We start from the raw sequence: 564 nt of genomic DNA on the forward strand, positions 1-564 counted from the left end.
CGTCTACCGGGAGGCCCGGTACGCCACCCACCCGGTCGACGAACGCACCCGGGACCAGGCCCGCGCCGCACTTCGCCGGCTGCGCGGAGAACTCACCGCGGTGGTGACCCCATGAGCAGCACCAGCATCGACGATCTGCTCGCCTTCGAGGAGGAGGCGGCGCCGACCGGTCCGGGGGCGCGCGACTCCCGCTGGCGTCCGATGCTGCGTTCCCTCGCCTGGGCCGCCGCGCTGGTCGCGGTCCTGCTCGTCGGCCTCCGCGCCGTGGGCCTTCAGGTCTCGCTGCCGGTACTGATCGCCGGGGTGCTCGCCGTGTTGGCGGTGCGCCGGGTCACCGCACTGCTCGCGCCGCCGCCCCCGCCGCCGGGCGGTGCTCGGGTCGGCGCCGGCGAGGAGGACGGCAGCTACAACTGGGGTGCCCGGGACGCGCTGCGCAGCGCGATCAACAGGTGGGAGTGGCCGCTGGACTGGTCCTCGACCCGACCCGAACGGTTCACCGGGACGGTCCTGCCCCGGATCGGTGAACTGGCCGACGAGCGGATGCGGCTGAAACACGGCGTGACC

Annotated in this window: 1 protein-coding gene; it reads left to right on the forward strand. The window is 74.5% G+C overall.

Annotated features, from left to right (window positions below; all coding sequences use genetic code 11):
• Nucleotides 1-111: 111 nt before the first annotated feature.
• The coding region (locus KBX53_RS35265; protein WP_210864067.1) for a hypothetical protein at nt 112-564 on the forward strand (453 nt) is incomplete at its 3' end.

This window comes from Micromonospora sp. M51 (genome assembly GCF_018070305.1).
Lineage (GTDB): Bacteria > Actinomycetota > Actinomycetes > Mycobacteriales > Micromonosporaceae > Micromonospora > Micromonospora parva.